Annotated in this window: 33 protein-coding genes and 2 tRNA genes; 30 read left to right on the top strand and 5 right to left on the bottom strand. The window is 54.2% G+C overall.

The window, feature by feature from the left end:
• Positions 1-270: 270 nt before the first annotated feature.
• The 6 genes from AC0KVN_RS02470 (at position 271) to AC0KVN_RS02445 (ending at position 4,987) form a co-directional block, all read left to right on the top strand.
• The gene (locus AC0KVN_RS02470) at positions 271-2,475 is read left to right on the top strand and encodes an AAA family ATPase (protein ID WP_483655563.1); all 2,205 of its coding nucleotides are present in this window, start codon (positions 271-273) and stop codon (positions 2,473-2,475) included.
• A 94-nt stretch (positions 2,476-2,569) separates the two neighbouring features.
• On the top strand, positions 2,570-3,253 hold the full coding sequence (locus tag AC0KVN_RS02465) for an HAD family hydrolase (RefSeq protein ID WP_483655562.1): 684 nt from the start codon (positions 2,570-2,572) through the stop codon (positions 3,251-3,253).
• A gap of 38 nt (positions 3,254-3,291) precedes the next feature.
• Positions 3,292-4,182, top strand: a complete 891-nt coding sequence (locus tag AC0KVN_RS02460; RefSeq protein ID WP_483655561.1) for a phosphoribosyltransferase family protein — start codon at positions 3,292-3,294, stop codon at positions 4,180-4,182.
• Between the two features lie 136 nt (positions 4,183-4,318).
• The gene (locus AC0KVN_RS02455; RefSeq protein ID WP_483655560.1) at positions 4,319-4,498 is read left to right on the top strand and encodes a hypothetical protein; all 180 of its coding nucleotides are present in this window, start codon (positions 4,319-4,321) and stop codon (positions 4,496-4,498) included.
• A gap of 88 nt (positions 4,499-4,586) precedes the next feature.
• Positions 4,587-4,778: a hypothetical protein gene (locus AC0KVN_RS02450; protein WP_483655559.1), complete on the top strand. Its 192-nt coding sequence runs from the start codon at positions 4,587-4,589 to the stop codon at positions 4,776-4,778.
• A gap of 11 nt (positions 4,779-4,789) precedes the next feature.
• Positions 4,790-4,987, top strand: coding sequence for a hypothetical protein (locus AC0KVN_RS02445; protein ID WP_483655558.1), 198 nt, complete (start codon positions 4,790-4,792; stop codon positions 4,985-4,987).
• Positions 4,988-5,086: 99 nt separating this feature from the next.
• Here AC0KVN_RS02445 and AC0KVN_RS02440 read toward each other — a convergent pair whose 3' ends face one another.
• Entirely contained in the window at positions 5,087-5,467 is a 381-nt protein-coding gene (locus AC0KVN_RS02440; RefSeq protein ID WP_483655557.1) for a hypothetical protein, read from the bottom strand.
• Positions 5,468-5,525: 58 nt separating this feature from the next.
• Entirely contained in the window at positions 5,526-5,849 is a 324-nt protein-coding gene (locus tag AC0KVN_RS02435; protein WP_483655556.1) for a hypothetical protein, read from the bottom strand.
• A gap of 72 nt (positions 5,850-5,921) precedes the next feature.
• Between AC0KVN_RS02435 and AC0KVN_RS02430 the strand changes: the two genes are divergently transcribed.
• The 11 genes from AC0KVN_RS02430 to AC0KVN_RS02380 all read left to right on the top strand — a co-directional run bounded on the left by AC0KVN_RS02430 (position 5,922) and on the right by AC0KVN_RS02380 (position 12,626).
• Positions 5,922-7,115 carry a DUF4419 domain-containing protein gene (locus AC0KVN_RS02430; RefSeq protein WP_483655555.1) on the top strand — a complete coding sequence of 398 codons (1,194 nt, stop codon included), beginning with the start codon at positions 5,922-5,924 and terminating at the stop codon, positions 7,113-7,115.
• A complete protein-coding gene (locus AC0KVN_RS02425) occupies positions 7,115-7,360 on the top strand; it encodes a hypothetical protein (protein ID WP_483655554.1) in 246 nt (81 codons plus the stop codon). Before AC0KVN_RS02430 ends, AC0KVN_RS02425 begins: the two co-directional genes overlap by 1 nt.
• 224 nt (positions 7,361-7,584) lie before the next feature.
• Positions 7,585-7,920, top strand: coding sequence for a hypothetical protein (locus tag AC0KVN_RS02420; RefSeq protein ID WP_483655553.1), 336 nt, complete (start codon positions 7,585-7,587; stop codon positions 7,918-7,920).
• Positions 7,917-8,147: a hypothetical protein gene (locus AC0KVN_RS02415; RefSeq protein ID WP_483655552.1), complete on the top strand. Its 231-nt coding sequence runs from the start codon at positions 7,917-7,919 to the stop codon at positions 8,145-8,147. The genes AC0KVN_RS02420 and AC0KVN_RS02415 overlap by 4 nt, the downstream gene beginning before the upstream one ends.
• A complete protein-coding gene (locus AC0KVN_RS02410; protein ID WP_483655551.1) occupies positions 8,144-8,923 on the top strand; it encodes a metallophosphoesterase in 780 nt (259 codons plus the stop codon). The genes AC0KVN_RS02415 and AC0KVN_RS02410 overlap by 4 nt, the downstream gene beginning before the upstream one ends.
• Positions 8,924-8,946: 23 nt before the next feature.
• Positions 8,947-9,492, top strand: a complete 546-nt coding sequence (locus tag AC0KVN_RS02405) for a hypothetical protein (protein ID WP_483655550.1) — start codon at positions 8,947-8,949, stop codon at positions 9,490-9,492.
• A 38-nt stretch (positions 9,493-9,530) separates the two neighbouring features.
• Positions 9,531-9,962 (top strand): hypothetical protein, encoded by a 432-nt coding sequence (locus AC0KVN_RS02400; protein ID WP_483655549.1) that lies wholly within the window; start codon positions 9,531-9,533, stop codon positions 9,960-9,962.
• A complete protein-coding gene (locus tag AC0KVN_RS02395) occupies positions 9,959-10,231 on the top strand; it encodes a hypothetical protein (protein ID WP_483655548.1) in 273 nt (90 codons plus the stop codon). The genes AC0KVN_RS02400 and AC0KVN_RS02395 overlap by 4 nt, the downstream gene beginning before the upstream one ends.
• A 58-nt stretch (positions 10,232-10,289) precedes the next feature.
• Entirely contained in the window at positions 10,290-10,928 is a 639-nt protein-coding gene (locus tag AC0KVN_RS02390; protein WP_483655547.1) for a hypothetical protein, read from the top strand.
• Positions 10,929-10,998: 70 nt separating this feature from the next.
• Entirely contained in the window at positions 10,999-11,787 is a 789-nt protein-coding gene (locus tag AC0KVN_RS02385) for an SPFH domain-containing protein (protein ID WP_483655546.1), read from the top strand.
• Positions 11,788-11,816: 29 nt separating this feature from the next.
• On the top strand, positions 11,817-12,626 hold the full coding sequence (locus AC0KVN_RS02380) for a hypothetical protein (RefSeq protein ID WP_483655545.1): 810 nt from the start codon (positions 11,817-11,819) through the stop codon (positions 12,624-12,626).
• Here the strand turns inward: AC0KVN_RS02380 and AC0KVN_RS02375 are convergent, their stop codons facing one another.
• Together AC0KVN_RS02375 and AC0KVN_RS02370 are read right to left on the bottom strand one after the other, a co-directional pair.
• Complete coding sequence (locus tag AC0KVN_RS02375) at positions 12,627-14,096, bottom strand: hypothetical protein (protein WP_483655544.1); 1,470 nt, start codon at positions 14,094-14,096, stop codon at positions 12,627-12,629.
• A 10-nt stretch (positions 14,097-14,106) separates the two neighbouring features.
• Positions 14,107-15,372: an ADP-ribosyltransferase-containing protein gene (locus AC0KVN_RS02370; RefSeq protein WP_483655543.1), complete on the bottom strand. Its 1,266-nt coding sequence runs from the start codon at positions 15,370-15,372 to the stop codon at positions 14,107-14,109.
• 47 nt (positions 15,373-15,419) lie between these two features.
• On the opposite strand from AC0KVN_RS02370, the gene AC0KVN_RS02365 reads away from it, so the two are divergent.
• From AC0KVN_RS02365 to AC0KVN_RS02315, 11 genes are all read left to right on the top strand, one after another.
• Positions 15,420-15,986, top strand: a complete 567-nt coding sequence (locus tag AC0KVN_RS02365; protein WP_483655542.1) for a hypothetical protein — start codon at positions 15,420-15,422, stop codon at positions 15,984-15,986.
• A gap of 106 nt (positions 15,987-16,092) precedes the next feature.
• Complete coding sequence (locus tag AC0KVN_RS02360) at positions 16,093-16,488, top strand: hypothetical protein (RefSeq protein ID WP_483655541.1); 396 nt, start codon at positions 16,093-16,095, stop codon at positions 16,486-16,488.
• A 228-nt stretch (positions 16,489-16,716) separates the two neighbouring features.
• A tRNA-Lys gene (locus AC0KVN_RS02355) sits at positions 16,717-16,795 on the top strand.
• A 9-nt stretch (positions 16,796-16,804) separates the two neighbouring features.
• A tRNA-Lys gene (locus AC0KVN_RS02350) sits at positions 16,805-16,882 on the top strand.
• A gap of 139 nt (positions 16,883-17,021) precedes the next feature.
• Positions 17,022-17,849: an NUMOD3 domain-containing DNA-binding protein gene (locus AC0KVN_RS02345; protein WP_483655540.1), complete on the top strand. Its 828-nt coding sequence runs from the start codon at positions 17,022-17,024 to the stop codon at positions 17,847-17,849.
• A gap of 61 nt (positions 17,850-17,910) precedes the next feature.
• Positions 17,911-18,312 carry a hypothetical protein gene (locus tag AC0KVN_RS02340; RefSeq protein ID WP_483655539.1) on the top strand — a complete coding sequence of 134 codons (402 nt, stop codon included), beginning with the start codon at positions 17,911-17,913 and terminating at the stop codon, positions 18,310-18,312.
• Positions 18,305-19,069 (top strand): hypothetical protein, encoded by a 765-nt coding sequence (locus AC0KVN_RS02335; protein ID WP_483655538.1) that lies wholly within the window; start codon positions 18,305-18,307, stop codon positions 19,067-19,069. The genes AC0KVN_RS02340 and AC0KVN_RS02335 overlap by 8 nt, the downstream gene beginning before the upstream one ends.
• Before the next feature lie 12 nt (positions 19,070-19,081).
• Complete coding sequence (locus AC0KVN_RS02330; RefSeq protein ID WP_483655537.1) at positions 19,082-19,654, top strand: hypothetical protein; 573 nt, start codon at positions 19,082-19,084, stop codon at positions 19,652-19,654.
• A 139-nt stretch (positions 19,655-19,793) separates the two neighbouring features.
• Complete coding sequence (locus AC0KVN_RS02325) at positions 19,794-19,961, top strand: hypothetical protein (protein ID WP_483655536.1); 168 nt, start codon at positions 19,794-19,796, stop codon at positions 19,959-19,961.
• Complete coding sequence (locus tag AC0KVN_RS02320) at positions 19,961-20,308, top strand: hypothetical protein (protein ID WP_483655535.1); 348 nt, start codon at positions 19,961-19,963, stop codon at positions 20,306-20,308. The genes AC0KVN_RS02325 and AC0KVN_RS02320 overlap by 1 nt, the downstream gene beginning before the upstream one ends.
• The gene (locus tag AC0KVN_RS02315; protein ID WP_483655534.1) at positions 20,305-20,835 is read left to right on the top strand and encodes a hypothetical protein; all 531 of its coding nucleotides are present in this window, start codon (positions 20,305-20,307) and stop codon (positions 20,833-20,835) included. The genes AC0KVN_RS02320 and AC0KVN_RS02315 overlap by 4 nt, the downstream gene beginning before the upstream one ends.
• Here AC0KVN_RS02315 and AC0KVN_RS02310 read toward each other — a convergent pair whose 3' ends face one another.
• Positions 20,836-21,144: a restriction endonuclease subunit S domain-containing protein gene (locus AC0KVN_RS02310; protein ID WP_483655533.1), complete on the bottom strand. Its 309-nt coding sequence runs from the start codon at positions 21,142-21,144 to the stop codon at positions 20,836-20,838.
• An 82-nt stretch (positions 21,145-21,226) separates the two neighbouring features.
• On the opposite strand from AC0KVN_RS02310, the gene AC0KVN_RS02305 reads away from it, so the two are divergent.
• Together AC0KVN_RS02305 and AC0KVN_RS02300 are read left to right on the top strand one after the other, a co-directional pair.
• Complete coding sequence (locus AC0KVN_RS02305; RefSeq protein ID WP_483655532.1) at positions 21,227-21,583, top strand: hypothetical protein; 357 nt, start codon at positions 21,227-21,229, stop codon at positions 21,581-21,583.
• Positions 21,584-21,768: 185 nt separating this feature from the next.
• Entirely contained in the window at positions 21,769-22,386 is a 618-nt protein-coding gene (locus AC0KVN_RS02300; RefSeq protein WP_483655531.1) for a hypothetical protein, read from the top strand.
• Positions 22,387-22,433: the final 47 nt, after the last annotated feature.

Here is a 22,433-nt window from a genome sequence, read left to right as displayed (position 1 = left end):
AGCTATTCCAACAGCAGCTACTCATCACCGAGCAGCGATTACAGCTATGCGTCTTCCCTGTTCGATAGCGGCAGCTATTCGTCATTTGACAGCGGTAGCAGCTACTCCTCCTGTGATAGCAGCAGTTTCTCGTGCGACGCCGGTAGTTTCGGCGGTTGCGACTAAGGATGGGTGGGGAGGGTAGTCTCTCCCCATTCGTCGATTTAATTTTGACTTAAAATCGAGCGGCCTCCTAGCGTGGGGCATCTATTTGATAGCAACGGATTTGAAATGAGCAGCAGCTTCAGCATTAGCAGTGGAAGTATTTCGGCGACCAAAATTAGCCCCGGTAGTATCGGGGGAGGAAGAGTTCAGGGCAAGCCGCCTATTCGTGGCGGTGAGGGTGAAATGTCCGATTCCACTTTCTTCGGCAAGATGATCATCAACGCTCTGGCAAACTGGTCGGGTTGCTATGGTGATGACACTGTGATCCGTGCCGTCATGGAACGTCTCAGTGATGATTTTGGTGGGTCGTGGCGCGATCTGGTCGACCAGCGCGTCGAAGAATACCAACAGAAGGAAATTCAGAAGCACGGCAAAGAGTCGACGTATGTCCTCTATGACAAGGCGCTGAGCAAGAACGACATCGACCAGATCATCGAAGGCATCATTGCGCATGTGCCGTCACTGGCTCATCCGTTCCGTATTTCGAAAAGTTCTGAGATTATCGGTGATCTTCTGGACCTCTCCGATACCGAAAAGCTTATGATGGATTGCGCCGCCCGCTTCCACAGCGGCGGGGACTATGACTTCAACTTCGTTCTGTCCAAGGTTCATCGCATCGAGCGTTTCGAAAACAAGCCCGATGAAATGTTTGCAGTGCTGTTCGGCGTCGATGTTGATGACGTCCGTGAGGCACTGGACGGCTTTCTGTTCCGGGCAGGCATCTGCATTCCAGAAAACCGTGCCCCCAAGGCTTTCTTTTCGATCAACGCAGACATGGCCACCGCGTTCACGCATCGCGATCTGACCTATGACAACATCGACAAATTGCTTTTCCCGTCGATGATCGAAACCAACCTCACGGTGCAGGACTATTCCTACATCGAGAAGGAAATCGGCTATTGCGCCAATAGCATCAAAAAGGGGTTGGATGATCGTTCCACGGCAGTCAACATCATGCTCTGGGGCGAGCCCGGAACCGGCAAGACCGAACTGGCTTTCGCCATGGCGAAAACCTACGGGTGGAACCTCAAGGTCATCGGCGATATTTCGGTCGATGATACGCAGGAAAAGTCGCGGCACAACCGTATCGCTAGCCTGAAGCTGGCCACCAAGCTGTTCAAGCGCGACCCGTCGGTCGTTCTCCTGTTCGACGAAATGGAAGACCTGTTCAACAAGCAGGACAACAACGCAGCATTTTCCAAGGCGTTTATCAACCGGATCATCGAAACCACGCAGGTTCCGATCATCTGGACGACGAACTCTCTGGGGATCATTGGTAACGCTGGTCTGCGTCGCATGACCTACAACATCGGCGTGGAAAATCCGCCCGCTGAGGCGCGGGCGCGTATCTGGGGCAAATATGCCAAAGAATACGGTCTCGACCTCGACGAGGCCACTCTGAAGGCTTTTGGCGAGACGTTTGACGTCGCACCGGCACTGATACGTAATGCCTCGATGGTCGCGGGTGGGGCTCTGGACGTTGACGGGCGCGCAGACCGTGAAGCCATTTGCGAGATCGTCACGGCTCTCGATCGTCTGGTGAACTACGGATACAAACGCAATTTCAAGCTGCCATCGGAGAAGGATGAGGAAGAGAGCACCTACGACGCTTCCTGCTCTAACACGGACCGCGATCTGGGGGAGTTCACCGAAAAACTGCTGAAGGCCAAGCCGCATTTCAGCCTCCTCCTCTACGGTGTTTCGGGTTCGGGTAAGTCGCAGTTTGGTCAGGAACTGGCGAAACGGATGGGCAAGAAGGTGCTCCTGAAGCGCGGCAGCGACCTCCTTGGTATGTATGTGGGCGAGACGGAGAAAAACATCGCAAGGGCATTCTATGAGGCCAAGGAGAAAGAAATGCTCCTCCTGATCGACGAGGGTGATACCTTCCTGCGTAATCGTGACACCGCTGTTCGTAGCTGGGAAGTCAGCATGGTCAATGAAATGCTGACTCAGATGGAGACGTTCGATCAGCCTTTCGTCATGACGACCAATTTGAAGGATGATCTCGATACTGCAAGCATGCGTCGTTTCACCTTCAAGCTTAGGTTCGACTACATGCGCGCCGATCAGGTTGAGAAGCTGTTCCGTGGCTATTTCAACGCAGAAGCACCCGCTGCGTTGCTGCGTGAAACCATGCTCTCTCCGGGTGATTTTGCAAATGTGCAGCGTCAGGTCGATATCCTCAACATCACTGATGTGGATGAAATCACCGCGCTGCTGATCGAGGAAGTGAAAACCAAGCCGAATGCCCGGCGACCGGTTGGTTTCTGATCCGAAAGGGGAGGGCGCAGGCCCTCCCCATTTGCCGTTTGACTTCTTCATAATTTTGGGTAATCCCAACCCAACTTGATGAAGGAATTTTGATATGCGGCATATTTCGCTCGATTTCTGGAATACCGTAGGCGCAGCACCGGCCAGCTATGGCCTTGAGCGCACTTACCTTCTCGCAGATTTTTTCGGCGTCACCTTCGACGTCGCGAAGGCGACCTACAAGCAGGTCAAGGATCATTTCGACGATGCTGACGAGCGCACCGGCTCCAGCTTCACGCGCGACGAGAATTTCATCGCGCTGTTCCGCGCGTTCAACCGTGTGCCGGTACGAGGCGACCTCGATACTCTGATGCGCATGATGGACGGCATTTTCCATCGATGCCCGCCGGTCATCGCCCCCGCGTTGCGCGAACAATTGCTGCGGGCGCACGCGATGGGCATTACACTCAGTATCGGCAGCAACACCAATTTCATCATGGGGAGCGAAATTCGGGAAATCCTCGCAGGCATCCCGTTCGCCTTCATGGTGTTTTCGGATGAGGTTCATGTTTCGAAACCTCACCCGCATTTCTTCGACATCGTCGCCAAGGAAGTGAAGCGGGTCCGCCCCGACATCAAGTCGCGCGTGGATATGCTCCACGTCGGCGACAACATGGCATGCGATGTTCGAGGAGCCAAGGCAGCAGGAATTCCGGCGCGCCTTGTCCTTGACGCCAACAACACGGCCGAAGTCATTTCGGGCATGCTCGATGGCGTGATGCAGGCGAGCGCCGCCTGACCTTCATTTTATGACGTTCATTATCAGGGGTATATTTTATGACGCAATTGACCTTCGCTGCGCATGATTTCACCGTGGCCGATTTCGACGCCGGGCGACTTCCGTTCGAGCCGTCGGACTATTCCCGCCTCAAGTTTGGCTGTGATGCCACTTCGAAGAATTTCGGCTGGCAGGTTGCCGACCGGTTCTTTGCCGAGCACCGCGAGCTTCTGATGCGCCGTCAGGCGATCGTCGTTCCGTCGGCCTACAATTTCGTCCCCAATGCCGCCATGGTGATGGCCAAGCACATGATCGAGCGCCTCAATCATCTGCTGGCAGCGGCGGGCGGCCAGCCCGTGGAATATTCGCTGGTTCGCCGGAAGCTCACCTTCACCACAGACTATGGGTTCCTGTCGAAGGAAGAGCGGGTCGACATTCTCATGCAGGATCAGATGTATTTCAACGCCAGCTACGCGCGCGGCAAGACCATCATCTTCCTCGACGACATCCGCATCACCGGCACGAACGAACTGTGCATGAAGGCCCTGCTGGAGCAGGAAGGCATGCTCGACACCCATGACGTGGTCTATCTCTATTTCGCGCGGCTGGTCGGCGGCGATCGCCCCGAGGTGGAGGCCGCCCTCAATCTCAACAGCATCCGCACGCTCGATGAATATGTGGCGCTGTCGAAAACGCCGAAGCATCATGTGATCGTGCGTCCGATTAAGTTCGTGATGTCGCGACCGGTGACCGAGTTCATCCCCTATCTCAGCAGCGCGACGGATGACCATCTTCTGGCCATCTATTACGGGGCGATGGGCGAGGGCTATTACAATGCGCCCGGCTTCGTCACCAATTTCTCGCTGTTGCGGACCTTCCTGAGCGAACGTGGTCTGATCGATCCCATCGGCGTCGAGCCTGTGGCGGAGCCGCTGCTGGCCACCGCCTAAAATGCGACGAGCCGACCCGAATAGGGCTGGCGAAGTCATTGGAAACGCGGTAAACACAGATTGTCGTCCTCTCCCGGCTTTCCCCCCCCGGAAGAGGAGGGGGCGGCAATTTGATAGAGCTATTTTAGGTGACGATATGAACCGGAAGATTGTTTCGACGCGTCCGTCGTTCTGGCCGCAGTTCCATTATGCGCGCGTCCGCGCAAAGGCTGCCATCATCAACTGGATCAACAACCACCCGACGGCTTTTCTCAGCGGCATCGCTGGTGGGCTCTATGCCTACAGTCTCTACTCCCTGACGCTGCCGATCGTCTGAGCGCGACATGGGAGAGAAATGCACGTTTGCCGTTCAGGTGAATGGTGGAGAGGTCCGAAATATCGACGTCCTCACTGGGGTCTATGTTGTGGCTGCGGCAGCCGTGCCCGCCATATTGGGGCTGACCCAAGAACAGTATCCGCTGACGATCAACATATGGGTGGAGAACCTCCTACCCGATTATGGTCCCTACGACTATTACATCGCCTATCCCGGCGGCCCGGTTGCGTCCCTGATGATGATTGGCGGACAACTCACCGCTGTCACCAGTCCGCAATAAAAGAGGGCAACATGGAAGACGAACGATATCTGGGCTATGCGTCAGAGAGCGACTATCACGCGCACCACACCCTGCTGGCAATGCTTGAGTGCGAACAGGATCAGGCTGAGCGAGCGGAGATCAGTCAGATGATCGAGGAGATTGAGGCACGCGCGGACAAAGGGGCCGGTTGCTGCACCTGCACAGATCGCAGCGCGCTGCTGAGCTAAATAGTCCGCGCCGATATGAATGATCGGACAATACCGTTCTGCGGAGCGGGATTGGGTAAAGAACGGAAGCCACCAGAGACCTCTCTGGTGGCTTTTCTGTTAGACGGTGAGGGTGGCGGTGAACCAGTAGCGGCCTCGGCCGCTACTTACATGTCCGTCGCGAGTGGCCAGCGATCGCGCAATTTCGATGGCTTCCGATTTGCTACGAGCCCGAATGTCGGAATAGGGGATGCCGTTGACCTCGTCCCATGCCGGGTATTGGAAGCGCATGACGACGTCATAGATGTCGAACCCGATCGGCGTGGCGACCGGCGCAGCCGTCGGAGCCATCTCAGCTTCCTCACCGTTGAGCAGAGCCATGATTTCCTCCGGCGTGTCACGCTCGGGGAATTCACCGTCGATGGCAGCATAGTAGACGAACTTGTTCGGACCACGAACCAGAACACCAATGCGGGGATCAGGGAGAGTGTGACCGATCATGAGAGTTCATCCTTGCTGCGTTAGAGCCTCAATACTACTTTTTATGAGGTCTGGCAAGCTATGAAGTGACAAATCTGTTTTGGCGGACGAACGCGCCGACATCGATGTCGATCTCTTCATTCCATGCAGCAGCTTCGGCCTGCTCGATCACATATTCGATCGCGCGCTCGATGTCAGCCTCTGCCGTCATATGGCAGCAGTCACACGGAAATTCCCCATAAACCGTAGGCGAAAAGCCGTTACCCGGCCGGGTGATCGCACTGACATACCGACGGCCGTGGCATCGAGGGCATGGGACGTAGAGGGTCCCTTGGGCTTCCTGCTTGAGCAGGACGGCGAGTTCTTCGATGATTTTGCTCATAGGTGATATGAACTCGTCCATAGTCAGGCTTCAATTTAATATTGATGCGGCGATCGCGGCTTAGTTACGCCAGTGTCATCTGATGGAGATGATATGAAGATCGAACTCAACACCGCGCTTGAACCCACCCCACTGCGCACTGTGGACGCCGACCGGCTGATCAATACGCTGAAATGGAAACTGGGTCGAGATCATGATCACAATCTGCTGCGCTATACGCAGGCTGACGAAGCCATCCAGCATGAATCCTTCCTCTACATGGCGAGCGCAGCTTATAGCGCGCACCATGCGGTGAAGATCAATCCGCATGATCTCTGGTATATCGTTCTGTGTGAGATCGCCGCCACCATCAATGCCAATAGTGACGCATTCCGACACCTGTTCACCACGTCTTCGGAAAAGAAGGCGATCATGGTCCCGACCGGCGATGTCACGCATCTTCCGCTCGATGCTGTCATTGTTCAGCTTCGCGATCTGGTTCCGGGTGATGTCGACCAGTTCATCCCCGAATTCTCCACCCACACGAAAGCCTCGCGAACGGCGTGCTATGCGGCCTTCGCCGACGCCGTGAAATCCTACTACAGCTATATGACGTTCTGCTGCGGCCTGCCCGCGATAGAAATCGGTGGCACGGCCGAAGACTGGGACATCTTCGGCATGAACCTCACCGGTATAGCCATGACGCTGAAGCCGGTGCTTGATGCTCTGACGCCACCGAATGCGATCGATCGGCGCAGGGACGATAACCCGGCCCATTACGTGACGTCGGAATATTTCGCACGCGTCCTCGACCGCATCGAGATGATCTGCGCTCTGTTCGATGGCGGTCCTACCGATTTCGTGCAGGATTTCTACAGCCATCGCAATGTCGGCTCTGGTGGCGAAAAGGATGTTACGGGTTGGATCAAGGATTTCTACGTCAATCCGACCAGTCGGCTCGACAATTTCAACCCCTGCATGAGCATCGTCCCATACTCCAACATGGAGACGGGCCGCCAGTTCAACGCCATATTCGGCGCTTTCAGCAGCAAGGTGGAGGATGGTTTCCTCACCGCCGACTATGGACATGCGGTTTTTGAGCAGGTCGCGAAAGCCGATGCCAAACAGAATGATAAGGTGGGTTCTTCAACTCATTTTGAAGTCGAGAAAGTGATCGTGCACACGCAACCGGAGGCTCTCGAAGGTTGGACATTTGAGGTCGCCGATACGATCGAATGTACCGTGGGAGATGCTGCACAGGCAGAAATAGAGAAGGCGCTGGGCCTCGAAATTCTGAAGGATCGGTAATGGCAGAGGGACCAGATGATTGGCTGCGCTGGGCCACCGAGGAAATGGAACGCAGTAATGGCAGCAACTATGTTGAGCAGAAAGCACGCGCGGCAGCGATATGGCTCGGCCGTGATGAAGAGGAATGGGAAACTCTCATTCCTCTTCTCATAGCGATCGAAACGGGTCGCAAGAAAGCGATATGGATGGAGCGCCAGACCGAAGAATATCAGCAGGGTTTCGCCAATTATTTGATGAACCGCTGATGGGTGCGCCGCAGTTAGGGGATTATGTCCTCGACCAGCCATGCTCGCACTGCGACGGAAAGCTTTACGAGCCCGATCACACGCCGAGCTATCTCGAATTGCGGTATGCAAGCCCGCCCGCTTGCAGTCGGTGCGAAGGGTGGGGTCGAGAGATAGACTGGACCGATTATTACATCGACTATGATTTCTATTACGGCATCAAATGATTTGAGAAAGGCGATTTGATGGCAGACTATTTGGGCGAGACCCTATTTGAAGCGAAGGACACGCCATTCGCAGATTATACAGCCGCCGACTGGGCTATGTATTGGATCGGCAGCTATGGGCAGATTGACGGCTCGCACCATAAACAGTGGGTGCTTGATCAGGTTGCTCGTATCCTCAATGGCACACCGGTGATCATCAAGCAGGCGGCATGGTCGAATGGCGAGACCGAATGGCGTTGTGATTTGACCGAACCCACGCAGGATTATCTCGACTGGGTCGAGGTGATGCGAGGAGAGTGGGATGAAGACGAGGAGGAATATGAATATTGGTATGATGAGGGTCGAGCACCATGACTGACGAAGAAAGCAGTGAAGACTTCATCCGTCGGATGTGGGCCGTCGATCGCGATATGGAGCAGCCCGACGATGGATCGGAACTCCACTTCACTCTGACGCAGCGCGAATTTACGCGGCTCAGGGAGGGATACAGCTTGTTTTTGCAAAGTTTGCATGATCCCGCGCTTGACCGCGCGCGGGCCGTCATTATGCGGGCCGCTGCCCTCATCGAGAAAGAGCAATGATTAAAGTTGTATGTGCGTCAGACCTCCACGTTGATTTCGCCCAGCCCCGTATTGAATGGCCCGAAGGCGACGTTCTCGTCATTGCCGGTGACGTTGCCAACACGATTGGCGATGCGGTCAAGCATATCGGCCGGGCCGCGAAACATTATCGCTACGTCATCTACGTTGACGGAAACCATGAGGGGTATTCCAATTCCCCGCAGGGGCGCACGATCGAGCAGACGATTGGGCGACTGATCGCATTGCTCCCAAGCAACGTCATCGTCCTCGGTCACCATCGCCCCACGGTCGAAATCGAAGGCGTCCATTTCGTCGGTTGCAACGGCTGGTATTCGGCCGACTGCGTCGGTGACGTGGAGAAGAACAAAAACGTGTGGGCCGACGTCATGAACGACAAGAAATGGGTCGGCTTCGGCGGCATTGAACCCAAGATGCCATGGGATCATGCCATCGACGATGCCGCGTTGATGCGTGAGGCAATCGCCAGTCTCGATGATGGGAAGCCGATCGTCGCCGTGACCCATACCGCGCCCCATCGGGATATGGTATGGTGGAAGCCGCACGATCCGGAATGGGATGCTTCGAATGCCTTCTACGTCAATTCTCACATGTCTTCGATCATGGAGGAATATGGCGAACGGATCACAATGTGGGTGCATGGGCACACGCATTTTCGTCAGGAACGAATGATCCACGGCATTTACTGTCTGGCAAACCCTCGCGGCTATCCTACTCAAAATCCCGGCTGGGAACCCGCAGTCATCGAAGTGGGTTGATCGGCATCAGCAAAGGAAAACAGATGCGCTATTACTTCGCCTTGGCGTTGCTCTTGTCGACTCCGGCCACGGCCGCGACCAGTGACGCCTTTGGTCTCAGTCAGGGACAGGCGGAGAATGCCCTCAAAATCCATCGCAAGACTGGTCGCCACTCCTACGAAGTAAGGGTTCCTTCTCCGCTTTCGGAATTCACTTCCTATCAGGTCGCCGCGACGCCCAAAACCGGAGTTTGCAAAGTGGTTGGTGTGGGGCGCACCCGTTATAGCGGAGAGGACCTTAAGCGGGCGTTCGATCGCCTGTCGCAGGACCTGAGCCGCCGATATGGGCACGGGGAACGACTGGACATTCTCAAACCGAGTTCGACGCTGAGGGCGGATGCTCAGTGGCTGGACGCTCTCAAGAAAGGCGATCGGACGCTTTCCCTGCATTGGGATCGTTCGGAAGGATCGTCCATGCCTTCGTCGATCGAGACTGTGATGCTCGACGTGAATGCACTCAATGCACGGGGAGGCTACCTCACGCTGTCGTTTGAGTTTCGCAATTTCAGGCAGTGTCGCCCGCTCCTATAATATGGAGTTTCCACTGATGAGACGGTTATGCTCATGGGATGGAACCCTCTCTGATTGATGAAATGGCCGCGCAAGCACGCGCTACAGGTAATTCAATGCTCCTGCGATATGAGCGTTGGCTCAGGACGAAAACACCCTTTCGCCGTCTTGTGAGGCATCTGCACGAGCGCCTCAATCGTATCCAATATGATCCGCTCAACCCGCGCAATCGAAGCGTGGACAACCCGGAGGGTGATTTGTCAGCGGACGAGCATGCGATCGCGGCCAGCATCGAGGCGGACAAGACGTTGTTGGATAAGATCGAGACCTACTTTAGGCTACGGCCGGTGTCGACCAGCATTCTGGCATTCTTCGTCATCTCGGTCGCCGCTACCAGCGCGCGCAACAATCCAGAGAAGATCGTTACGGTCCTTCTCGTGATTTTTGCGGCACTACCCCTTCTGCTGAGCCGTCAGGGGGATTTCGAATGACCGACCGGATGAAACATAGCTGGGAGGGATGGGGGTGGGACGAGACCCGTTGTCGTCATTGTTACGTCAATGGCTATGACACTCAAACTGAATTCTGTGACGAAGTCGCTGGGGAGAAAATGGCGAAGGTGGAAAAGGCTGAGCGCCGCCATGCGGAAACAGAGGAGGCGATCGCGATCGCGCGCAATGCCCTGAATGGGGCGCAATGGGATTTGCTCGGTCTGAACCGGGTCGCACCCTATCGGGACAGCGACTTCATCAAAGTATAGGCCTTGCCCTCTATACCACTTTTGTGTAGTTGGGTCTGATATCGGAAGGACCCATTTCATGAAGCTCATTGACGCGATTAAGAACGTTATCATCCCCAACGATGCCAATGTGCGAGATTGGCAGTGTGATGCTGACTACGAGGCGGTCAATGAGTCCCTCGAAATCTTTAATATGTGGAGTGGATGGTCCGAAGAACTGAACAAGAGGATCAGGGCCTATCCTATCTATCAGTGGCAATGCACTGATACATGGGTTGGTCTGAAGGCCATTTACTTCGACGGCAAGCCCGCAGGCGCATCTTACCAGAGCGCCCGTAAGTCCAGCGTCAATGTGCGATGGCTGTCGCTGGAAATTGCGCGAGAGGTGCGGGAGGCTATCCTATCCACGGTCGAAACCAAAATCGATCTGATCAATCCCGAGGAGGATATCGGCGAAGATTTTTCCGTCCAATATGCGGGAGAGGCGCTGAGCGATGATGGCTTCTATCAAGGCCGCCCGGTGCGCGCGCTGGTCTACTATGAGAGTTACACCCAAACCACGCCCCAGCAATATCGCCGACCCGGTCATTCATATACGGAGAGCGTGCCGTATGAGGACCCGAAGAACCATTGCGTCAAAATTCTCGATGAGGGCTGCGATCGCGTCATTCCGGTCAATGAACTCCGCTTTCGGTTTAATGTGCGGGAACCGGGCTAATTTATATTTCCTTTGGGAGGCGTGGTTCGCTACGCCTTCCTTCTCTATTTGAGAAAAAGGAATTTGATAGATGCGTATTTTGGCGGCCAGTTTCTTGGCCCTCAGTCTTTCGGCCTGTTCGATTGTAGCCCCCGACAGTGGGCAGGAAGCCGTGCTGGTCCAGAAGCCGTGGTTCTTCGGCCATGGTGGCGTGGTCGACAAGCCTGTGACCACCGGCAGCACCATCACTGCGCTGTCCACCGACGCGATCTTCGTCGACGTGAAGCCAGTCCAATATAAGGTCAGCTTTGAGGACCTGATGTCGAGCGACGGCATCCCTCTGCACTTCGATGCCAGCATCCGCCTTCAGGTCACCAACTCGGTCGAAATGATCCGCCGTTTCGGTCCCGACTGGTATAAGTCCAACGTCGAGGTCGAATTCTCGAACCGCGTGCGGCAAGCTGTCCGCAACCACGGGATGAACGAAGTCGCGATCAGCACCACGGCGATCGACAGCATCGACACCGAGGTGACCGACGCTATGAACGCATATATCAAGAAGGCTGGTCTGCCGATCAATCTGATCAAGATCACCGTGGGTAAGGCCAATCCGCCCGATGCGATCAAGAGCCAGCGCATCAAGACCGCCGAGGAGCAGCAGCGTCAGGTCACGGAAGTGAATACGCAGAAGGCTGAAGAGAAGCGCAAGGCGGCCGAGGAATCCCGTGCCGCCGCAGACAACGCCTACCGGACCGCGATGAACCTCTCGCCGGAACAGTTCGTCGAACTGGAGCGGATCAAGATGCAGCGCGAGACCTGTCAGAAGGGCAATTGCACCTTCATCGTTGGTGACGGCAAGCCGGTCATCTCGACCCGGTAAGGGAAATTTGCCGGGGCCATAAATAGGGGATGGCAATCATCCTCTACCACGGCTCCGGCAACCCCGATCTCGCGCTCAACGACATCTCTATCATCGGCGGCGTCGAACGAAAGCAAGGCAACCGCTACGGCGGGTTCTACGCGGTTGACAAGGCCGGATATGTCCATGCGCTTGCATATGCACGAATGCAGGGTGGCGAACCCACAATGTATGAAGTCACGGTGCGTGACGACGCGAAAATCTGGGACAAGCCCGGCGACATTACGCGCCTGAAGGTCGGTGATATCGAGACATGGCAGGGGCAGGGGGTCGACATCGTTCGCGGCAAGGACTTTCGCGGTCAGGTCGAATATGCGATCATCAACCGTGATGTGATCATGGGGATGAAGGCACTGGCTCTGGTAGAAAGTCAGGATATGCGGAGCCTGATCAACAGCGTCCAATTGAACGAAACATTTCTCAACACGCTTCAGGTGAAATGCGACAGCGGGGGCGTGGTAGCCACGGATGTTTTCATCAATCCGACACGACGTGAAGTGATGAAGCTGGTCAACGAAGATGAATATGGCACCGTGAGAGCTTCACTCTATCCCGAATTAGAGGGGGTAGGGGAAAGCCTATTTGTCTGGACTGCAAGTCGTGTTCAGCACCATGATATGGATCATGCGCTGTTTGAAGGGCAGACGCAATATTACATCCGCTTGTTCTATGACCGCACAGGTCTCTCGACACATCAGCCGCCCGAAGAAGAGATCGAGGACATGGAGCGAGACATCATCATGCACTGCCCGCTCATTACGCGAGCGTTCGGTCCAATTTCCGATATCCAGTTTAGCTGATCAACCCCAGCGATATATGCGGGCGATGTCACTTCCAAGCGTGTCCTTATAGGCATAGCTGTTATAGAATGTGATATCGTCCGCGTAGGCTTCGAGCATCACCGCTATTCCGCTCATCTTGGCCACCAGCCCGATGAACGCCCGATAGTCCTCCTCATAGTAGAATTTGGACGAGTAGCCATCCACGCTGGGATGCACACCCTCAAGGTGCTGAGAAAATTGCGTCACGAGGCTATCGCGGAGAGTGTCCTGATCATCGTCTCCGCTGGTCCCCTGTGCGATGACCGATCGCCCAACGCGGACGGTGACCCGATAGCTCGCCTTATCCGGTCGACTGATGCAGGTGACGTCATAGGCGATCGTCGCCGGGCCAATCGGAACCAGCTTTTCTGCGCGCACGATCATCATTTTCGACGAGTTGGAAACCTCTGTCTTGATCGTATATCCGGCACTATCAGCGATCAGCGCCTTGACGCCTGCGATCGCATCCTTTTCGCCCAGCATTGGGGTGAAGAACATGTCCTTCTTCGCCTTGGCCAGACGGCCATATTTTTCGATGATCGTCGTGAAGAATGCCTTGGCATCGTCCATGCTCTCGTTTTTGAATTTGTGAGCCGGGTAGCGGAAGCTGTCATCGGCGCGGCCGAACTGGACCTCGACCCGAATACCGGAATCGAAGCTCGAAACCCACTCAACCTTGAACTGAGCCCCCTGATAGTTGAACGATAGGATAGGGCGCTTGTCCTTCCACACAAGGTCGCCGCCATATTGCCCACGCAGCATTTTCAGCAATTCAACAAAGGGATAACGCTGCCCGTCGAAGCGCTTGTCGTCGGGAACGATCTGGTGGCCGCTATCAACGACTTCAAACGCCTGCGGGGAAAAGGTGATCAACTGGTTGGGCTCATAATCGTGAATGATGCCCGTGCCATCATCCCAGATATAGGCCAGACCTTTGAGTGCCTTCGTTTGGGAGAAACCATCGAATTGGCGATGGTGACCCAGTGTGCGGACATATTCCCAAAACACATAGGCGGCGGGATGATCACCCTGCGGCGTGGTTTTCTCGCGGAAGGCAGGCCAACTCAAAACGCCCTCTGTCGGCCATTCATTGCGCGTCGCCAGTGCCTCGACGTCGGTCATGGTGATGCGTGACAGGCGGACGCCCGGAGCGGATTGATTGAGACGAACGATCGTCCAGTAGGGAAAGTTGGTTGCATACTGGAGGCCGTCAGAGAAGCGCTGGCTCTGCGCCAACCAATCGAGGCTGTAGAAATAGGTGCCATGGGGATCGGATGCGCCACCAACACGGAATCCCGTAGGCTTGACCCCTACCTTGGTCGACGAACCAAAATGAATGAACAGCCCCTGCTTCATATAGGGCTGGAGATCGCGCCAGAGCGGGGTCTGGTGCTGATATTCTACTTCGTTGATCTGGCTTTCGGACAGGAGGTCTATGAACTGGCGCATAGCCTATTTATCAGGCTCGTCTGATCTGCTTCGGCGAGAAAGCGACATAATGCGTGCTCACGAAGCCACCCAGCGGACTATCATGAATATTCCGCATGATCGCACCATCATGTCCGCGCGCGATCGCTGCGTCGATGACATCCCCGATCCCGCCCTCTTCGGACCGGATGCCGCCGTTGAAATTAACTTCAAGGGGGTTCTGGATCGACAGATGGGCGGCGATGACCTGCACGTTTTCCATGGGATCAGCCTGCGGGGCATCGGTCTCAAACTGTTCCCACGTCGCATAGGCCTGCTCATAGGCTTCCCAGTCCTGCGCGCGGCCGGTGCGCTGCGCGACGCGTTCAAGACGCTCTGATGCCAATCTAAGGCGCTCGCTTTCAGCTTCGAATGCATCCATGTTAGCGAAGACCTTACGGCCCGCGCCTTCGGCATATTGTTGCGCCTCGTCACGATCGTCGGTGAAGAAGAACCCATGGATCGCTCCAGCGCCCGCGCCGGTCACCATGCCGCCCTTGGCTTTGGAGAAAGTGTCGAATGTCTGGTTGGTGCCGTGGTAGACCGTGAGTGGGTGTCCGGTCTCATCGACCACTTTGCTGTTGCCGAACCACGCTTCAAAATCTGAACGTCCGTCCATCTCTCTCACTGGCGCGCTCTCAGTAACATCGTCATGGTCTCTACGGAATGTTCCTTTGTTGCCACCGTGTAGCATCGGATATTCCCCAGATATGAGTTCATTCTCCCATCCTTGAAAATGCGCAGCTTTGACCTGATCTGGACGGAAAATGACATATGAAGTATGACGCCCCTTATTGGCGACGTTAGTATCAGGGTGAATGATGCCATCATACCCATGGCTATGTGCATATTCGATCGCAAACATGATGGGCTCTCGGTTTGTCCGCAAAATCCAGTCGGCGTCTCTATTGGCATAAGCAGGGTGTACGAAATCACTCAACCCGTCAGGAAACACGGACGAGACTACCGCCATGTCGCGAAGATCGAGGGGGTTGCGGATGCGAAGGTAACAAGCCTTGATCTCACCTTCATCACCGTAGCCCTGATCTGCATATCCATACGCCACGCTTGGACTATCGGAGAACCATGTAGTTCCCGGCGCTATGCGCCAATTGGTTCCTCCATGATAAACGACCAGAGGATTGCCGTGATCATCAACGATTTTGCTATCGCTAAACCATGCGTTGAATGCGGGATTATTGGTGACGTCCTCGTAACCAATTGAAGCTTGCTCGACGATGTTGATGAAATTGCGCATAGGTCTATTTATCAGCTAGTGTTGGGCTTGCAATTTGAGAGAGCGATATGACCCCGATCCCGCACCATCCGCGAGCCGATGAACCGCATCCTGTATTGGATGCGCCACCTCCCTACTTCCTCTACGCCAATGACGGCGGTGGAAATCGTCGGATGATCGGATATCTAACGGACGCTGATCGCGCGCATGACCTGTTTGCGACGCTAAAAGATGCGGTTTCGCGTTACTGCGGATGGCATACAGTCATTCGAACGGATGGCATCGATGATCGACAGGACGCACTGAATACGCTGTTTGAGCTTGACCCGTGCTTTAAAGAAACCACCACGAACTACTATCTTCAAAGCGTCAACCAATATGACAATCTTGAACGATATACCTTCGAGGCAAATTCCAAGCAAACCAGCGAATATGAGACCCTCATCGCGGCCGGGTTTGACGATTATGCCGCTCGCTGCGCTCTCCGCACCGATGATGACGGCGGGTTTTGTCACGCCTATTTTTACAGCGACGGACAATGGCGATTCCAGACTGGTGGAAGTGACCTCGCTTTGGGCACCGGCGAGATTGTCAAATGCGTGCTGACCAAACGCCTTTATGCCGATCCGCGTTGAACCGGGTTATTATTTTTCTCACCTCACGTTGAATCCCGACGATGATCATTTGAACCGGATTCCTGAAGGAGCTATCTGCGGGTCATCGATCAAAAGGTGAGTGACAATGACAGATTTTGAGTGGAAAGAAGTAGAGCACCCGGTATTCGCAGAGGCATTCTGGGAAGCAAAACAGGAACATTGGACCGACACTCAAGACGATATTTCGTTCGAGCGCTGGTTCATCGGATATCAAGGTGACGCCCCCACGGTTTTCGCAGTTCATACGGATGACCATGAGAGCGGTTTCATCTATGACAGTCAGGGCGAAAGTTCGCGTAAGGCTGCCGAGATTGTTATCTGCTCGCTGGAGGGGTGGGGTGATGCGGAACTCTATTGGGACGCGATTACGGGCGACGATATGACACCAGCCATTGAAATGTTGGTTGATCAAATAAAGGACGCATGCCTATCAAAGCTGATGGCGGATAAAGCCAGAAATGACGCTGAAGAGGCAGAATAGGATGGAGGGGCATTGCCCCTCCTTTTTATTTGCGAAACATGTTGACACCAAATGAGCATTTTGACTAAATAACTGCATCATGACGAACACCCGTCCCCTTGACGCGCTCAAGCGCACTAAAGCGAAACGCTTCTAAGCGATAGGCTATGGCCTGTCGCAACGGCAGGTCTCGGGGTTTTGAACCATAGGGTTCAGTGACAATTCTTCCAAACTTGCCGGAAATGCTTGGGGTGATTAGCTCAGTAGGTAGAGCGGCGGTCTCTTAAACCGCGTCATTGGCTGGGTTCGAACCCCAGATCACCCACCAAATTTCCACGGGCGCGTAGTTCAATAGGTCTCAGAACCTTCGACTTTTAATCGATATGTCCCGGTTCGAATCCGGGCGCGCTCACCATCACATTTAATTCAAACTAAATATCCGAGTTAAAAATTCGGGTGTTCAGTTGTTTTATACAGTCTACAAAATTACAAATCTCATTAATGGTAAATTCTACGTCGGAATTCATAAAACCAGCAATTTGCTAGATAGTTATATGGGTAGCGGCCGTCGTATTCGTGACGCCATCAAAAAATATGGCGTAGAAAATTTCAGGAAGGAATATCTGGCGATTTTTGATAGCCATGCCGAAATGGTGGCACTTGAGGAGGAAATCGTTGATTCCGAATTTGTGAAGTCGGAGAATACCTACAATCTCAAATTGGGAGGCGTGTCAAAGAAAGGGTGGATTAACGGCTTCAAAGGCCAGTCCCATACGAAACATAGCCTTCAAAAAATATCAATGAACAGTCAGCGCTGTTGGGACGAAGGTGTTTTCGATAGAAAGATTATGGGAGAGAAAATTTCAAGATCGTTACGTCATCTCTATGCATCAGGGGCAATTGAGCCTTCGTTTAAAGGACGAACACATACGGACGAGGCCAGACAGAAGCAGCGGGAAGCTGCACTTGCGCGGGACATTAGCGGAGATAAGAACCCCAATTTCGGCACTTGTTGGATTTACAGATCGACCGATCACGCCAGCCAACGAATTAACAAATCCGATCTCGATATTTGGTTAGCAGATGGATGGATCAAAGGCCGAAAAATGGCTCCCGTCTCTAAGTCCGATAGCGATACCTCACTAAAAATCGATAAAACCGATAGCGATCCGGTCGCAGAAAGTACGCGAGCAAAAGGACGTTTTCAAAAGGTATCCGACGAAGATTATATAGTAGCTTTGAAGGAGCATCCATCCATTAGTAAAGCGCTCCAATCACTTGGTTTGCAGCCACGAGGGAAAAATTACACACGGGCAAAAAGGCTACTAGGCTATGCCGATGATGTGAAATTAAATACCAATGGCACCCCGAAGCCGGAATGAAATTGACTGCTTCAACTCTGGTTCCGTAGCATCACCTCTAATCAATTAGAGAACTGCTAGCATGAAGCCTTCCTATTACCATCGCATCAAAGCACTGGATCAGGCCGCGCGTGATCTCGATGATCCCAGCCTGCTGGCACGGAACGCTCTCCGTTTCGAGCATACGCGCGAGTTTGAGAGCGATAACTATGATGGCGGCGACTTCGTATATTACGCGACAGTCTGGATCGATGATTTGCTCATCTACACCTCGCGCCTCACTCCTGAAATTCCGGCTGGTCCGTGGGACGATCTCATCCCCGCAACACTGGCCCAGCTTGAATGCGAATATCTTGAAAGGTTGGACCAACAGCAGATCGCGAAGGAGAATGAGGAAGCTGCACGACGGGAAGCCGAAGAGCGCGCGCGCCTTGCCCCCTATGAGGCTGCTGCGGCCAAGCTGAGGGCACTGGGGTATGCCTAACGTCCCTCGTCGCTACACCCCCGACGATCTATCGCCCTTCCTCTGCATTCAGCCGATGAAAGCGGACGATCCGCGCATGTGGCGGCTGGTTACCCGTTACAAAATAGGGAAGGTGGGTAAATTCGAACCCAACGGCGATGGAACGTTCATCATGCGCGAAAGCGAGGGACCACAACTGGCCTGCGATATTATTGCCAGTGACGTGGATAGTTATGAACGCGTGGCTTCCATCGAGGAAGCCGAAGATCAATACATGTCTCATGCTATTTCCGCGATACGTCACAAAGACGATCGTAGGCGCTACGATTATATGACTGTTTTTGACCTAAACGTGCAAAGCACTGCCCTTGGTCAATATTGTCGACGTGGTAATGGCTGGATTGCGATGATGCATCCGACAATGTTCAATCGCATACGAATGAACCCAGAAGACCAACGGGATAACCGCGAAACGCAGTGGGATTTCATTCCCGAAGACGAGCAGATACAAATCGGTCGCTGGACCCTCGTTGCGACCGAAGATTATCGCGGAATCAACGTCTGGCTGTCAGACCATCTCCCCCGGAACGTAACCTACTGCGCCTATCGCGGCCTGCATCACGAATATAATGGGGGGATCAAAAATCAGATGGTCGACGGGATCGTCGTATCCCCTCGCGATGGGGAGTTCGTTCTCTCGCCAATCGGGACGAGTGAAGAGGGCATCCCGCTATCCCATTATATCAGTTGCTGGACACATCCGGAAATTGAGCCCTGACATAAATAACCTATGCGCAACTTCATCGACATCGTGACGGAGACAACCGACACCCTCACCAGCGACGAAACCAAATTCTGGTATAACGTCAATGAGCACCGTTTCATCGATCACGATATCGACACCCATCACACCCGGATGGTCGCACAGGAACCTGAGAATTTCGGACTCACGCCGGATGACGTGGCCCATCATCCACACGCGCATGGTGACTATATGGCGGGGTGGCAAAGCGAAGAAGAGTTCGATGACGAAAACGAGGCCGAAGAGGACGCTGAAATCTGGGCTGACAATAATGATATGGGGCTGTTCGCCAAAGCGTTCGCGCTTGGCTGGGTTCGGGGCGGCCATGAAATGGACATCATGTCATATCACGAGTTTGGCGAACTTCGGCACGAAGGACGCATCTATCTTCAATCACCCAATATCAAGGACCTGCGAAAAACCGTTCGAGCCTGTATGAAGCGCTGGCCTGATATTGAGGGTTTCCGCATTGAGAGTGAGGAGGTACCTTATTTCGAACTCAACGCGGATCAGATTGACCGATTTGTGAAATTCGGGACTGTCCCAAAACCGATCCGCTGATCAGCAGCATCCCGCTTTTCCACGATATCAGTTGCTGGACCCATCCCGAAATCGAACCATAATTCATACCACCTTTGATGAAATCGTTTGAAGTGTTACCCAGTCTTTGTTATACGGCGGTCAACAAAGGGGAAATACTATGGGCGTGAATGCAAGAATGGTCGCAACGATGATGAGCGATGCCGGTCTCGACAACAGCGCAATCGCGGACGCTCTTGCGTCTCTTCGTCCGATCGCAACCTTCGATGGTGCGCCCTATTATTGCCCCACCAAGGTGAGCCGCCTCATTTCGAAGCTGGTGGCCTGATGCGCGAACAACTGGTTTTTCCCGGCCACCCCATCCATCTGGCTCTCCAGATCATGGACGCATTTCCGTCATTGGAAGCCGCGCTCGCCCTGACTGAATGGCACTGGCATGCGGCTCTGAGTTGCCAGAAAGTCGATGGAACCGGTGGGGCGGTCTATATGGCTCTTGAGGCCCTCAAGGAGGCGGACAAGGGCACGCCCGAAGCTGCGTTCGAAATCGCGCAGGACATGTGGATCACTGCGCGTTCGTCAGGTGATTTCATTCAAAATATGGATGAGGGTGTCGCGCAAGGCGAACGGCTGCACGAAGAATTTCTCACCGTGGCATCCAAGTGGGGGAAGGCATGATCCGAGCATTGATTTGCGCCGCGCTGTTGATGGCAACCCCCGCTATTGCGGCCGACGAAAGTGATCGGTATGCAACTTTGCCGGGCTGGAACATCGTCCGCAATGATGGCAAATGCATCATGTATGGCTATTTCGATCGAGGGACCACTCTCGTAGTCGACTATAACCAGACACTGAACAACGCGGTGGTGATTGTAGCCGACGATGTTCTCGCGTCGGTCGAAGATGGGAAGGAATATCGGCTGAAGCTCATATTCGTTTCACCCCATGCCTATGATGATGGCTGGGGCATCGTAAAAGCCACCGGAACGGTGCTGGAGGATGGGGGCAAGGGATTGACCCTCAAGTTCAACGGCACGGATTTCCTCAACGATCTCGCCCGCTATTCCACATTCGCCCTGATGCGCGATGACGTGATTGTCGAGAGCCTGAGTCTCAAGGGCACGGCGCTGGCTGTGGCGAAACTGAGAGCGTGTGCCAACGAAGAAGCGATTGCCCACCCCAGCGATCCGCTGGCAGGCATGTGATCAGCCGATCGGGACGGCCTTTACATCATCGGCTTTGATGTTGACCAGCTTGGTCGTTCCGGTCGCATGTCCACGCCAGTAACCCTGCATGTGGACATATTCGAGCGCATAGTAGAGGAAGCGGGGCAGGAGAACTGATTTGTCCCGGATGGTCAGCCCGTAATTCTCAGGGGCGTATCGGTGGGTCGGCTTCCCTACTGCATCAATTGATCCGCGACGGACAAGCCAGATGTCAGCGTCGGGGTCGTCGATCTTTACGTCGACGAAAGCGCCGAGGCGCTGGATGACTTTTTCCATGAGATCACGCATGTGGTATTTATCCCGAACGTGATTTTCGACTTTCCCGTAACCTCGCGCCTATGATCGGCTCCGCAAAGGAGTTTCGATTTTAATGGCGACGTATAAGGGTTTCTGGATTGTGTTTACCGCCCGTGATGGCGAGGTTTTCCGTGATTATTGTCGTCGTGAGGATGAGCTTGGCGCAGCGGTAGTCGACGCGGCCAAAAAAATCGAGGCGAGGGGGATCGAACCCCGTGCACTTAAAGTGACCACAGAGGATGCGTCGGTTGAATTATCGACAGCGCGTCGCCTGTCCCGTCACTATTTCTTCCAGCATGCGCGCGATCGTTCACATCTGCGCAAGCCCGATAAGGGTAAGGCGATCAAGAAAAAGCACTATGCCCCTAAGGAGCGCCAGAAAGGCTCACGACGCGATCGTCGTGAAAAGCGTGCCCCGAACCCTAAATAGGGTTATGGTGCGCTCCTGCACGGTTTGAGGACGGATTTATGCGGAAGTTTATCGATGTGGTCGCAGAGAGTTTCGAGACTCATGGAGACCTTCGTATCCCGACCTATCCGGCGCGCGCATGGTCCCACATGCTGCATGAAAACCTCAATGAATATGATACCATCCCTCCGTTCGAATATGATCCGATGAACCTCAGCGACGGGGACTATGTCGGTAACATCAGCACCGGCATGGGGCAACTCAAGGTCTATCGCATGCAATTCGGCGCTGAAGTCATTTTCGGTACCGGGAAGGAAGGCGAGGACACCATCGCGGACATCACCATCGAATATCTCGGCGACGGCCTTGGGATGATGCGCAGCGTGTGGACTGCCGCCGAAGCGAGAGGGATGGGCGTGGCATCGGAGCTTGCCCTGTTCGTGCATGCCGTGGTCGGTATGACGATCCTCAACGACACCACCCTGACGCCACAGGGTGCGGCATTGAGGCAATCCCTGATCCGGTCGGGAAATTTTGAAGTGTCGATATTCGACATGAAATTCCGGAAATATCATAAACCCTCTGAGATTGGTTCCGAAACCGAGGATGGCGTGGTTATCCTCGATCCCAAGGATGACGACGAAGTCGACTATATGTGGGCACCCAACCATCAGGATGGCCAGCGTTTCTTCTGGGCGCTGAAGGCGAAGGGTAAGATCACGTCGGTGGTCGAGGGGGAGACCTACGAATATAGCGTTTCTCCGATGCATCACCGCCCCGGCGCAACGCGCCCGCCAAGATATTTTTACGGCGAGAACGATTAATATCGACAGTCGAAAAATGAGCCGTCTAGCCTCCAATCATTCAATGG

Source organism: Sphingobium sp. SG1 (assembly GCF_057063145.1).
The sequence above is the reverse complement of the archived record's forward strand: the minus strand, read 5'-3'. Positions and strand labels throughout refer to the sequence as shown.

Coding starts and splice junctions, on each gene's coding strand:
- AC0KVN_RS02470 (WP_483655563.1), top strand. CDS start 271: ATGAGCAGCAGCTTCAGCATTAGCAGTGGAAGTATTTCGGCGACCAAA.
- AC0KVN_RS02465 (WP_483655562.1), top strand. CDS start 2,570: ATGCGGCATATTTCGCTCGATTTCTGGAATACCGTAGGCGCAGCACCG.
- AC0KVN_RS02460 (WP_483655561.1), top strand. CDS start 3,292: ATGACGCAATTGACCTTCGCTGCGCATGATTTCACCGTGGCCGATTTC.
- AC0KVN_RS02455 (WP_483655560.1), top strand. CDS start 4,319: ATGAACCGGAAGATTGTTTCGACGCGTCCGTCGTTCTGGCCGCAGTTC.
- AC0KVN_RS02445 (WP_483655558.1), top strand. CDS start 4,790: ATGGAAGACGAACGATATCTGGGCTATGCGTCAGAGAGCGACTATCAC.
- AC0KVN_RS02440 (WP_483655557.1), bottom strand. CDS start 5,467: ATGATCGGTCACACTCTCCCTGATCCCCGCATTGGTGTTCTGGTTCGT.
- AC0KVN_RS02435 (WP_483655556.1), bottom strand. CDS start 5,849: ATGGACGAGTTCATATCACCTATGAGCAAAATCATCGAAGAACTCGCC.
- AC0KVN_RS02430 (WP_483655555.1), top strand. CDS start 5,922: ATGAAGATCGAACTCAACACCGCGCTTGAACCCACCCCACTGCGCACT.
- AC0KVN_RS02425 (WP_483655554.1), top strand. CDS start 7,115: ATGGCAGAGGGACCAGATGATTGGCTGCGCTGGGCCACCGAGGAAATG.
- AC0KVN_RS02420 (WP_483655553.1), top strand. CDS start 7,585: ATGGCAGACTATTTGGGCGAGACCCTATTTGAAGCGAAGGACACGCCA.
- AC0KVN_RS02415 (WP_483655552.1), top strand. CDS start 7,917: ATGACTGACGAAGAAAGCAGTGAAGACTTCATCCGTCGGATGTGGGCC.
- AC0KVN_RS02410 (WP_483655551.1), top strand. CDS start 8,144: ATGATTAAAGTTGTATGTGCGTCAGACCTCCACGTTGATTTCGCCCAG.
- AC0KVN_RS02405 (WP_483655550.1), top strand. CDS start 8,947: ATGCGCTATTACTTCGCCTTGGCGTTGCTCTTGTCGACTCCGGCCACG.
- AC0KVN_RS02400 (WP_483655549.1), top strand. CDS start 9,531: ATGGAACCCTCTCTGATTGATGAAATGGCCGCGCAAGCACGCGCTACA.
- AC0KVN_RS02395 (WP_483655548.1), top strand. CDS start 9,959: ATGACCGACCGGATGAAACATAGCTGGGAGGGATGGGGGTGGGACGAG.
- AC0KVN_RS02390 (WP_483655547.1), top strand. CDS start 10,290: ATGAAGCTCATTGACGCGATTAAGAACGTTATCATCCCCAACGATGCC.
- AC0KVN_RS02385 (WP_483655546.1), top strand. CDS start 10,999: ATGCGTATTTTGGCGGCCAGTTTCTTGGCCCTCAGTCTTTCGGCCTGT.
- AC0KVN_RS02380 (WP_483655545.1), top strand. CDS start 11,817: ATGGCAATCATCCTCTACCACGGCTCCGGCAACCCCGATCTCGCGCTC.
- AC0KVN_RS02375 (WP_483655544.1), bottom strand. CDS start 14,096: ATGCGCCAGTTCATAGACCTCCTGTCCGAAAGCCAGATCAACGAAGTA.
- AC0KVN_RS02370 (WP_483655543.1), bottom strand. CDS start 15,372: ATGCGCAATTTCATCAACATCGTCGAGCAAGCTTCAATTGGTTACGAG.
- AC0KVN_RS02365 (WP_483655542.1), top strand. CDS start 15,420: ATGACCCCGATCCCGCACCATCCGCGAGCCGATGAACCGCATCCTGTA.
- AC0KVN_RS02360 (WP_483655541.1), top strand. CDS start 16,093: ATGACAGATTTTGAGTGGAAAGAAGTAGAGCACCCGGTATTCGCAGAG.
- AC0KVN_RS02345 (WP_483655540.1), top strand. CDS start 17,022: ATGGGTAGCGGCCGTCGTATTCGTGACGCCATCAAAAAATATGGCGTA.
- AC0KVN_RS02340 (WP_483655539.1), top strand. CDS start 17,911: ATGAAGCCTTCCTATTACCATCGCATCAAAGCACTGGATCAGGCCGCG.
- AC0KVN_RS02335 (WP_483655538.1), top strand. CDS start 18,305: ATGCCTAACGTCCCTCGTCGCTACACCCCCGACGATCTATCGCCCTTC.
- AC0KVN_RS02330 (WP_483655537.1), top strand. CDS start 19,082: ATGCGCAACTTCATCGACATCGTGACGGAGACAACCGACACCCTCACC.
- AC0KVN_RS02325 (WP_483655536.1), top strand. CDS start 19,794: ATGGGCGTGAATGCAAGAATGGTCGCAACGATGATGAGCGATGCCGGT.
- AC0KVN_RS02320 (WP_483655535.1), top strand. CDS start 19,961: ATGCGCGAACAACTGGTTTTTCCCGGCCACCCCATCCATCTGGCTCTC.
- AC0KVN_RS02315 (WP_483655534.1), top strand. CDS start 20,305: ATGATCCGAGCATTGATTTGCGCCGCGCTGTTGATGGCAACCCCCGCT.
- AC0KVN_RS02310 (WP_483655533.1), bottom strand. CDS start 21,144: ATGCGTGATCTCATGGAAAAAGTCATCCAGCGCCTCGGCGCTTTCGTC.
- AC0KVN_RS02305 (WP_483655532.1), top strand. CDS start 21,227: ATGGCGACGTATAAGGGTTTCTGGATTGTGTTTACCGCCCGTGATGGC.
- AC0KVN_RS02300 (WP_483655531.1), top strand. CDS start 21,769: ATGAACCTCAGCGACGGGGACTATGTCGGTAACATCAGCACCGGCATG.